This is a genomic window from Mesorhizobium sp. BH1-1-4 (assembly GCF_020165665.1).
GTDB lineage: Bacteria > Pseudomonadota > Alphaproteobacteria > Rhizobiales > Rhizobiaceae > Mesorhizobium.
This window is the reverse complement of sequence record NZ_JAIUIN010000011.1, coordinates 169529-178581: the sequence shown is the minus strand read 5'-3', so window position 1 is coordinate 178581 and position 9053 is coordinate 169529. Positions and strand designations below refer to the sequence as shown.

The window sequence follows — 9053 nt, the reverse complement described above, 5'->3', positions numbered from 1 at the left end:
CCCCCCCCCCCCCCCCCCCCCCCCCCCCCCCCGGCACTGGTTTGCCGTCGCATCGGCCCGGGAAGCGGAATCGAATTTTCGGAACATCCGGTGCGAAGATTTGAAGGCTGGAGCATGTCAGTCCAATTGGGCGTGCAGGCTCCGGATCAAGCGGGGCACCGATGCTGCGATATGTATTCCGGCGGCTTTTGACCGCCATCCCGACGCTGTTCGTCATCGTGACGGTGGCGTTCTTCCTGATGCGCGTCGCGCCGGGCGGCCCGTTCAACCAGGAGCGGGGGCTTAGCCCCGAGATCAAGGCGAACCTCGAAGCCCAGTTCGGCCTCAACGATCCGCTCTGGCTGCAATATGTCCACTATCTCGGCAATCTGCTGCGCGGCAATTTCGGCCCGAGCTACAACATGCCGGATTTCACCGTCACCGAACTGTTTGCCAAGGGCCTGCCGATTTCCGTCCAGCTCGGTGCCTCGGCGCTGATCCTGGCCCTGCTGCTCGGCAGCGTGCTCGGCACCATCGCCGCGCTCAACCAGAACAAGCTTGGCGACTATACGGTGATCGCCTTGGCGACCGCCGGCAGCACCATCCCCACCTTCGTCATCGCGCCGGTGATCCAGCTCCTGTTCGGGCTGACCTGGAGGCTGCTGCCGATTGGCGGCTGGGGCGACGGCGCCTTTATCAACAAGGTCGGTCCGGTGCTGACGCTTGCCTTGCCGCAGATCGCCATCGTCGCCCGCCTCATGCGCGGCTCCATGATCGAATCGCTGCGGTCCCATCATATCCGCACCGCGCGCGCGCTTGGCCTCTCCGACTGGTCGGTTGTGGTCAAGCACGCGCTGCGCGGCGCCATCCTGCCCATCGTCTCCTTCACCGGTCCGGCGGCGGCGGCGCTGCTGACGGGTTCTGTCATCGTCGAGACGATCTTCTCCATTCCGGGCGTCGGCCGTTACTTCGTCGATGCCGCGCTCAACCGCGACTACACGCTGGTCATGGGAACGGTGGTGGTGATCGCCATCTTCACCATCGTCTTCAACCTGATCGTCGACGTCATGTACGCGGTCGTCGACCCGAGGGTGCGCTATGACTGACATCGCTGCCACGGCTCCCGTCGTCATCGGCCGTTCGCTCTGGGGCGATGCGTGGGAGCGCCTCAAGGCTAACCGCGCCGCCATGTTCAGCCTCTACTACCTCGTTCTGATCGGTGTCGTCAGCGTCTTTGGTCCCTGGTTCGTTCCGCATCAATACACGACCATCTATGCCGACTATGTGCGCATGCCGCCAAGCCTGTCGGCCTATCCGAAGCCCGACATGATCGAGACGGCGCTCACCGAGGCGATCAAACGCATGCGGGTCGACATCAAGGAGTGGCACCAGGAGGGGAGCCAGGTGTTCGTCACGGTCAAGTCGACCAAGCCGATCGACGACCGCAACATCCGCTACCTCGACCGTTCTGATGCCTTCGACGACACCAAGATCGAGAACAAGTCGCCCGACGGCCTCGAAGTGACGATGAGCGCGTCGGTCAAACAGCAGTATTTCCTGTTCGGCACCGACAACACCGGCCGTGATCTCTTGTCGCGCACGCTGATGGCCGGGCGCATCTCGCTGGCCATCGGCTTGCTCGCCGGCATCGTTGCGGTGGTGATTGGCGTGATCTATGGCGCCGCCGCAGGCTTTTCCGGCGGCAAGGTCGACGAGGTGATGATGCGCATCGTCGACGTACTCTATTCCTTGCCGTTCATCTTCTTCGTCATCATGCTGGTGGTGTTCTTCGGCCGCAATTTCGTTCTGATGTTCCTGGCGGTCGGCGCCGTGCTATGGCTCGACATGGCCCGCATCGTGCGCGGCCAGGCGCTGTCGATCCGCCGCCAGGAATATGTCCAGGCGGCGGAAGCCATGGGCATCGGCCAGCGCGGCATCCTGATCCGCCATGTCATCCCCAACCTGCTTGGCCCGGTGGTGATCTACATGACGCTGCTGGTACCGCAGGTCATCATCCTGGAGAGCTTCCTGTCGTTCCTCGGCCTCGGCATCCAGGAGCCGATGACCAGCTGGGGCGTGCTGATCTCCGTCGGCGCCAAGAACATCGGCACCGCCAACTGGCTGCTCCTGTTCCCCGCCTTCTTCCTGGTCTCGACGCTGTTTGCCCTGAACTTCGTCGGCGACGGCCTGCGCGACGCGCTTGACCCAAGGGATCGATAAAATGGGGATCGATAAAATGGGGATCGCTGACATGGCCACTCCCGAAACGATCCTCAGCGTCAAGGATCTGCGCGTCCGCTTCCGCACGCTCGACGGCGCGGTCGAAGCGGTCAAGGGCATCAACATCCATGTGAACGCGGGCGAAACCGTTGCCGTGGTCGGCGAATCCGGCTCGGGCAAGAGCCAGACGATGATGGCAGCGATGAGCTTGCTGGCCTCCAACGGCGAAGCGTCGGGCCATGTCGACTATCGCGGCCGCAACCTGCTCACCTTGAGCAAATCCGAGCTGAACAAGGTCCGCGGCCGCAAGATCAGCATGATCTTCCAGGAACCGATGACCTCGCTCGATCCGCTCTATTCGATCGGCAACCAGTTGATCGAGCCGATCCGCCGGCATCGCGGCCTGAGTGCGGCCAAAGCGCATGAGGAGGCACTCAAGCTGCTGCGGCTCGTCCATATTCCCGACCCGGAACGGCGGATGAAATCCTATCCGCACGAAATGTCGGGCGGCCAGCGTCAGCGCGTGATGATCGCCATGGCGCTCGCCAACGATCCCGACATCCTGATCGCCGACGAACCGACGACGGCGCTCGACGTGACCATCCAGGCGCAGATCCTGACGCTTTTGGCCGAATTGCAGCGCAAGCTCGGCATGGCGATCGTCTTCATCACCCACGACCTCGGCATCGTCCGCCGCTTCGCCGACCGGGTTTATGTCATGCGCCAGGGCGAGGTCGTCGAGGAAGGCGAGGCGGAAGCCATTTTCGCCAATCCGCGGCATGCCTACACCAAGATGCTGCTGGCGGCCGAGCCAACCGGAACCAAGGCGCCGCCGCCGGCCAATGCGCCCGTGGTTCTCGAAGGCAGGAATGTCGAAGTCACGTTCAGGATCGGCGGCGGGTTTCTGGCCGGCGAACCGATGATGCTGCGAGCCGTCGACCACATCTCGATCCGGCTGCAGCGCAACCAGACCATCGGCATCGTCGGCGAATCCGGCTCGGGCAAATCGACGCTCGGCCGCGCCTTGCTGCGGCTATTACCGAGCGATGGGCTCATTCGCTTCGGCGATCGCGATATCTCCACCGCCGACCGGCGGGAGATGCGGCCGCTGCGGCGCCAGATGCAACTCGTCTTTCAGGATCCGTTCGGCTCGCTGTCACCACGCATGACGGTTGGCCAGGTCATCACCGAAGGGCTGCTGGTGCATGAGCCCAACCTTTCTGGCAAGCAGCGCGACCAGCGCGCGGTCGAAGCCTTGCGTGAAGTCGGCCTCGACCCCAACGCCCGCAACCGCTACCCGCACGAATTCTCCGGCGGACAACGGCAACGCATCGCCATTGCCCGCGCCATGATCCTGAAGCCCAAGATGGTCGTGTTGGACGAGCCAACCTCGGCGCTCGACCGGTCGGTGCAGAAACAGATCGTGGAACTGCTGCGCAAGCTCCAGGCCGATCACGAACTGTCTTACCTGTTCATCAGCCACGACCTCGCCGTGGTGCGCGCCATGGCCGACTACATCATCGTCATGAAGCAAGGCAAGATCGTCGAGGAGGGGCCGACCGAGGCCATCTTCAGCAACCCGCAGGCGCCTTACACGCAGACGCTGATGAATGCCGCGATCGACGTAACGCGGTTTCGATTGAGCGCGTGACGAGCCGCTGGAGGTGAAGCAAGCGTCAGCCCGCTGAGTTGGAGCACTTGCGTGCGCGGGCCGCGAAAAGGGCATCCTGTTGTTGCTTCAACCGGTCGATCCTGGCCGTTTCGCGGTTGGCGACAGCGGCCTTGACGCGCGATCCGCCAAGCAGCCAGCGCGGCACGCTGGTGTTGGCGACCTTGCCGCGGGTGACCGCGGTTTGCGAGATGTCGCGGGCGCTGGTTCCCACGGCACTGTTGAGTTCGGTACAACTCATGCTCTGGTATTTGGCCGGATCGGCCGTTCCGCCGATCGTTGCGCATCCGCCAACCAGAAACATCACAGCCAGAAGAACCGGTGCCGAGCCTGCCGTTGAGATCAAATTCATGTCCGCGTCCGGTTCGCCGTCTTGCCGGCTCATCGATCAACCTAGCGCCGATGCCCGTTTCGTCAAAGTCTGTCCGGCCGGCCAGTGCTCGCGTGCCGCACTGGTTGTCGGCCCGGAATGTCATCGGCCCGGAGTGTAATCGGCCCGGAGTGTAATCGGCCCGGAGTGTAATCGGAAAGTCTTACGCTGCTTCGGCGGCCAATTCGGTCATGGGGGCGCCACCGCCGAGCACCATCTGGGCAATGTCGGTCGCGTTGTCATCGACATCGGCCGTCACCAGGACAACCCCTTCGTCGAGGCTCCGGTCGTCGGGCCTTCCGGTGGTCGCGACCCAGGCTCCGAGCGAGCCACCCAGCACGCAGCCGCAGAACCCCACGGCCAGGGCCATTGCCGATAGGCCAATTGGGAAAGAATGGATGTCGTAAATCGCATAAGCGCCCAGGCACGCCAACAGCCCGGCGGCGGCACCAAGGATGACACAAGGAGACTTCAGGACACCGATCTCGTCCCGGTAGGGCCCGATGACAGCGATCTGTACGCGGGGAACCCCGGCCGCGAAGAGGTCGCCGGCGACCCGCGCCGCTTCGGCATGGGACTCAAAAAGCCTGCTGATCTTCGGCATGTCACTCAGGGCGTGGTTTGTCAGTCAGCGTGTCGATAACGAAGGATGCGGCGATCAGATCGTCGCCATCAATTCGGCCTTGATCGTCTTCCATCACGGCCGCGACCTTTTGGAAGATCTTGATGTCGCCCTCGGTGATCCGCGCCTCCCGCATCTTGCTCCTGAGGTCGGCCACACGCAGCCGTAAGGCATGGGAAATTGCATCGTCACGGTTGGAGATTGTGATCATCATCATCTTCGCTTTGTTCGGATATCCCACGCCAGCCAGCCAAACCTGCAGCGCCGACGATCGTTCCAAGGCTGGGCTTCGGTCCGATGGGCCTAGGACCTAGGTCTGACGCTCAAACGCAATGGTCTTGCCAGGAACGGAGCTCGGAACACGTGCTGTCCGCCGTCGTTGGTCCTCTGCGATTTGTGGGAGGAAGCCGATGGAGAAGAGTGTTGGTCAGGCGCGCTGGTTGCTCGCACCGATCTTCGCGATGGCCATCACTTTCATGGTGGCCGGAATAGTCCTCGGCTGATTTCCTTGCCCATCGGCGCCGCCCAGTCCCTTCCTGCGCCGAAAGGGTTCGCCCGCTGCTCCAGGTGGCGGGGCGAACCCTGATTTTTTGCCGCGACCCCACGCTAGCGTCGGTCAACACGAACGCATGAAGCCGAGAAGCGCTCGCGCCGACTTTTTCCATGATGGGAGGGGTGTTTTAGCTGCGGCCAATAACGCCAAAGCATTCGCGTGGAACGTGCATGCTAGGGGAAAAGGTGGCCAGGCATGATGCCGGGCCACCAGATGACAATCAGTAACCGCCGTTTTCAATCACGACCGGGTGGTGGTGACGATGGGTGGAGACGGAACCAGTCACGACCACGGCACCCCGATGATGCCGATAATGATGATGCCGATAATGATGCCGGCGGCCATGGTCGTAGAACGCGACGGTCCCGTGGTGACGGTGATGCAGGCGCTGGCCTTCCTCATTGATGACCCTGACGTTGTGGTGGTGCCGATGGTGGGTCCTGATGACGACGTCGGCCTCGGCTGCCGAAGCCAACGCGGGCAATCCCATCGAAAGCGCCAAAGCGCACATGACCATTGTTTTCATTGCAAGTTCTCCACATGCTTTCATTAGCCCTTCGTCGGGTACAACTGCTGCTGATCTCTTTGGTTCCGGGGGCGGAGGCAGCCGGGGCGCAGGCAATCGAAAGGCTGGCTGTCGTGCCGCAAGGATTGGGAAGAGCGGGTCTCCCGCCTCGCTGTCTGCATGGACGGCGGAACATTAGGCCAGCCTAACAGTTCTTCCCGCGGCAGACATCACGGTTTGGTGTCCGCTGAAGATCAGCAGGCAAAGGCTGGTCGGCCCGCGTCCTCCGCCAGAGGCGCGGGCTTCACCGGGCAACAAGGAGTAAGATTATGAACAACATCATTTGGCTCGTGGGAGCGGTGGTCGTCGTCATAGCGGTATTGAGCTTTTTCGGCCTGCGCTAGGCGCCTGCAAAGCGGCCGCGGCGAACCACCGCAACTTGACCGACACGATGTGACTTCGCGGCGGCCTCTGCTCAAGAGCATTGTTCTTATGGTCGGAGCGGCAGGATTTGAACCTGCGACCCCTCATCCCGACCGGATGGTGGTCCTGCTATTCTTGGCGTCCGTTTTTGGCTAGCGCCCGAACTTGTGGTCGGAGGCGGTTGACAAGCTCCGAAAGTGCAAGCAATTTCCGCCAGGGTAAAGCGAGGAGCACACTGTGAAGAAGATCTATGAGAAGCCAGCGCTGATCAAGCGCGAACGACTTTCATTTGTGACGGCCGGGCCCGGTGCATCGCTACCGCCGCCGCCATCTCTCCCAGAGATCGACTGATCTTGGTGTGACGGACGAAGCCAGCTGGCTCATCCCGGCGGTTTTTTTGCTTCCGTCGGGAACCCATTCCGTCCGCTCAAGTTCATTCTCCAGCGCCCCGGATAGAGGCGCGGGAGAGTTGTTCGAACAGCTTTCAAAGAAAGCCCGCCACCGTCCCCTCAGTGGCGGGCTTTTCGTTGGCTTGACAATGGTCGGGCCTGCACGGCAGTTTCTGCCCTTGAGGGGCAACCGGGGGATTCCCATGAAGAAGACATATGTGAAGCCAGAACTGCTGAAGCGCGAATGTTTAGGCAGCATCGCAGCCCAGCTGGCCCCTATATCGAATTCAATCAAAGAGTGAGCTGAGCGATGAAGAAGATCTATCAGAAGCCGGAACTCACCAAGCGCGAGAAGCTGTCAAGCGTTGTCGCCCTAACACTTTCTCCGCCTTCAGGCCCCACCGGCTAAGGGTTCAGCATAATACCATCAAAGCCCGCTGGCGCGTGCCCGCGGGCTTTTGTGCCGCCACTTGTTCCGCACGCCACAGCTCAGTTTCGTATACCTGTCGCAACGGCCCATGCCGTCTCCGAGCTCGGTTTTCGAACCTCCGTCCCGCTGAACCCCACACCTTCCAGAGCAGCTATGATCTCGTCCGGTTCACGTGGGGTGAAGATATCTGCTGGCATGTTCATCCGGTCCATGTGCGCCTTGGGAAGGAAGCCCAAAACGATCCGCCCGCCAGGCCTGAGAACGCGTGCCAACTCAGCGGATCCGGCTTTCAGGCTTTGCCAGAAGTAAACTGTGTGGACGCTGAGGGCTTTGTCGAATGTCGCATCCGGCAAGGGCAGCTTTTCAACCGTCCCGACGTGAAACTCGGCGCGTCGGGCGCGCACCGCAACGGCAAACCGCCGAGTGGCGGCGCTCACCACGTCGGGGGAGCGATCAACACCGCAGACGAATGCGGCGCCACCGACAAGGCGCGGCACTGCCGGACCGCCGCCGAAACCGACTTCCAGCACTCGATCCTCAGGAACCAGCTGCAATTGATCGAGAGCGTAGCTGTTCAGCCGGGCGTTGCCCCGGTTCATGCCAGCGCGGATGAGCCAGCCGGCGACACCGGCCGGCCAAGAAAGCTGTTTTGCTATGAACCTTGGCGCCATCTCATTTCCCAACCCTTGCCAATCATACGGCGGTTCGCAGGCTGTGAGCAACCGTGAGCCGCTGGCCCTGGCCAGCGGGCTTTTCACATCGTCCGATCCGGAACAATTGGGACTAACATTTGTTATACAACCTATGGAAAAGGTCGCTCCTCCCGAACCGATACCGGACAGCATTCTCCTGGCCGCCGCACGATTGCAGGCGGCTCTCCAAACACGATCCGGCCACGATCAAAAGCGGAGTGAAGGAGGCCGACGCAGTGCCTGAGAGCTACCGCGCCGGCCAGGCGACCCACAGGCCCGCCACAAGGCAGATGAGGGCGGCCGTCAACGCGATGGCTCGGTAGATTCACTCTCTCGCCACGCAGGGCGTACATTGCTTGGTCGCCCGTGAGATTTACCGGCAATAGGACGTTTGGCAAAAAAGGGCGCCCGACGGAACAAGACGAGCGCTTGCTCGAGAGCTTAATCGAACATCTGAAATCCGCGCAGGCCGCCCTCCGGCGGCTGGAGAATCGATAGCCACCAACCTTGTGGCATCATTCTCGCGGCAAGACTTCAGTCCGACTCGCCTGGCCTGAATTAATCGTATTATCCTTGGCGTCGGCTTATTCGTCAGGGAGGGTTCCCATGGGCAGTATGAAGCGCGTCCTTCCGCCTGGCCTCACTACGCAAGAGCTGATTTGCGCTGTTCTTCCTGACTGGCGCGACGGCGACATTATTTCCATTGGTCAGACTATTGAGGAGCTTCGCGCACGCGCGCCCAGTTGCCCCGATACCGACGAGGCCCTTACGGCGGCTATCGTGAAATTGGCCACTGGCAGAGCTATGGCGGTCAGCTTCGATCGGCGAGAGCATCTAGCCCCGCATTACGCTGAGACAAGAAGGGATCTTGGAGACCAGGATCAAGCTCGCCTCATTAGGTACTGTGGGGAAATCCGAGGGGTATCGGGAGAAGCAAATACCTAAGTATTTGACTTGGCTGGTCGGAGTGGCAGGATTTGAACCTGCGACCCCCTCGTCCCGAACGAGGTGCGCTACCAGGCTGCGCTACACTCCGTGACCAGACGGCGGGCTTATAGCCGCCACACCTCATTCCTGCAAGCGGCAATGGCAGCACTTCTGTCGCATTTCGCCCGCTTTCGTCGGGCATTGCCGCAAAGCTTGGTTTTCCAACCTGGGATAAACGCGGCCTAAAGCCTTGTGTGCTAAGCCGCTGCCTCGA

General features: G+C 61.6%; 9 protein-coding genes and 1 tRNA gene. 4 read left to right on the top strand and 6 right to left on the bottom strand.

Translation table 11 applies throughout. The annotated features are described in order from the left end of the window. Positions 1-161: 161 nt before the first annotated feature. The 3 genes from LB569_RS20140 to LB569_RS20130 are packed head-to-tail and all read left to right on the top strand — an operon-like array spanning position 162 to position 3850. Positions 162-1085 (top strand): ABC transporter permease subunit, encoded by a 924-nt coding sequence (locus LB569_RS20140; RefSeq protein WP_224693813.1) that lies wholly within the window; start codon positions 162-164, stop codon positions 1083-1085. Then, complete coding sequence (locus tag LB569_RS20135) at positions 1078-2199, top strand: ABC transporter permease (RefSeq protein ID WP_224693812.1); 1122 nt, start codon at positions 1078-1080, stop codon at positions 2197-2199. The genes LB569_RS20140 and LB569_RS20135 overlap by 8 nt, the downstream gene beginning before the upstream one ends. Positions 2200-2230: 31 nt before the next feature. Next, on the top strand, positions 2231-3850 hold the full coding sequence (locus tag LB569_RS20130) for an ABC transporter ATP-binding protein (RefSeq protein WP_224693811.1): 1620 nt from the start codon (positions 2231-2233) through the stop codon (positions 3848-3850). Positions 3851-3875: 25 nt separating this feature from the next. Here the strand turns inward: LB569_RS20130 and LB569_RS20125 are convergent, their stop codons facing one another. The 4 genes from LB569_RS20125 to LB569_RS20110 all read right to left on the bottom strand — a co-directional run bounded on the left by LB569_RS20125 (position 3876) and on the right by LB569_RS20110 (position 5939). Next, positions 3876-4220, bottom strand: a complete 345-nt coding sequence (locus LB569_RS20125) for a hypothetical protein (RefSeq protein WP_224693810.1) — start codon at positions 4218-4220, stop codon at positions 3876-3878. A gap of 181 nt (positions 4221-4401) precedes the next feature. Further along, positions 4402-4842: a hypothetical protein gene (locus LB569_RS20120; protein ID WP_224693809.1), complete on the bottom strand. Its 441-nt coding sequence runs from the start codon at positions 4840-4842 to the stop codon at positions 4402-4404. A gap of 1 nt (position 4843) precedes the next feature. Beyond that, entirely contained in the window at positions 4844-5140 is a 297-nt protein-coding gene (locus tag LB569_RS20115) for a hypothetical protein (RefSeq protein ID WP_318013131.1), read from the bottom strand. 493 nt (positions 5141-5633) lie between these two features. Further along, complete coding sequence (locus LB569_RS20110) at positions 5634-5939, bottom strand: hypothetical protein (RefSeq protein WP_224693808.1); 306 nt, start codon at positions 5937-5939, stop codon at positions 5634-5636. A gap of 639 nt (positions 5940-6578) precedes the next feature. Between LB569_RS20110 and LB569_RS20105 the strand changes: the two genes are divergently transcribed. After that, a complete protein-coding gene (locus LB569_RS20105) occupies positions 6579-6692 on the top strand; it encodes a putative RiPP precursor (protein WP_224693807.1) in 114 nt (37 codons plus the stop codon). A gap of 527 nt (positions 6693-7219) precedes the next feature. Here LB569_RS20105 and LB569_RS20100 read toward each other — a convergent pair. Beyond that, positions 7220-7831 (bottom strand): class I SAM-dependent methyltransferase, encoded by a 612-nt coding sequence (locus LB569_RS20100; protein WP_224693806.1) that lies wholly within the window; start codon positions 7829-7831, stop codon positions 7220-7222. A 980-nt stretch (positions 7832-8811) separates the two neighbouring features. Then, positions 8812-8888 (bottom strand) — tRNA-Pro (locus LB569_RS20095). Between the last annotated feature and the right edge of the window lie 165 nt (positions 8889-9053).